Source organism: Trichococcus flocculiformis, assembly GCF_900113645.1.
In the GTDB taxonomy this organism is placed as follows: domain Bacteria; phylum Bacillota; class Bacilli; order Lactobacillales; family Aerococcaceae; genus Trichococcus; species Trichococcus flocculiformis.
The window spans coordinates 1-1,162 of record NZ_FOQC01000104.1; the positions used below are offsets into that span (position 1 = coordinate 1).

1 protein-coding gene is annotated in these 1,162 nt (G+C 42.2%); it reads right to left on the bottom strand.

Annotated elements, in window-relative coordinates; translation table 11 throughout:
• Window positions 1-704: IS21 family transposase (gene istA, locus BMZ71_RS14555; RefSeq protein ID WP_245734467.1), on the bottom strand; the 704-nt coding region annotated here is incomplete at its 3' end.
• Window positions 705-1,162: the final 458 nt, after the last annotated feature.

The window sequence follows — 1,162 nt, forward strand, 5'->3', positions numbered from 1 at the left end:
CTTCTAGGGTTGCACACCTGTGTCTCAAAGCCATAATGCGTAGCGAACTGCAGGAAACCATCCGTTAACACTGCTGGTTCCGTCTTCGACTTTACTTGCGTTACTGCCGTAGACATATTATCAATGCGAATTTTTCGTGGGACGCCGCCAACTTGTCGGAATAGCTCCTTCATTCCTTCAAGTAGACACTCTTGATTCTCCGCTGGTAATGCCACCGCAAATCCGCCGTTACTATAAGGAAAAGACATCACGAGTGCTTTGATATCCTTAAAGGCTCCTTCATGGCAGACCTCCATGGTGCCAAAATCCAGCTGCGCTTCCGCCGGAGGATGTTCCAAACGCTCAAAGCCCTGATCTTCATTGGCTTCAACGTAGTGAGTGGCTTTCCAATCCCTAACGAAATCACAAACCGTGCGATACGAACCGGGAAACCCCTGGTTCTTCAATTCTTTAGTCATAAAGTCAACGGTCCTACGCTTCTTCTTCGGGAGCTTAGAATCTTCAGAAAGCCAGAGAGCAACGATGCCTCCCCAGTGTTCCACATACATCATGCCCGTTTTCTTTCTAATCTTGGGCTCAGGCAGAAGATCTTCATCTGCGTACTTTTTTGCGGTGCGCCAGTTGATTTCCAATTCGTCAGCTATGTGTTGAATAGATTTATCATGATTGTTTCGTAGATTTCTGATAGTATTAATATCGGTCATTGCGAGCATTCCCTTTCTTACCTCCAGTTACAGTGTTGGAACTATAACTTTAGAGGAATTTCAGGACGCCCGCAATGGCTTTTTCTTTTGCCCTAAGCTGCTTGCGGAGTTATGTACTTTTGCGCTGCAATTGTATGTACGTTTATCTTGCCACAAACAACATAGGATATCCACGGAAATCCCAACTTCATATTTCAGAGACTTCTCGGATAATTTATTTCCGGAAGAAGTTAAAAGGCTACCATTAGAAGACCAACCGGCATTGATAACTATTTTTAACTTTAATGAATTTAAGAATAGATTGTATAAATCATTAAGATATCTCGGTTTGGAAGATACTGAAATATTAATTAAGGATGTATCATCCTGAATTATTCATACTACCCGAAACTTTGACATGAATAACCCTATTTCATCTGCAGTATTGGATTTTTGGCAGAGTTGTTATTTTTTCCCTT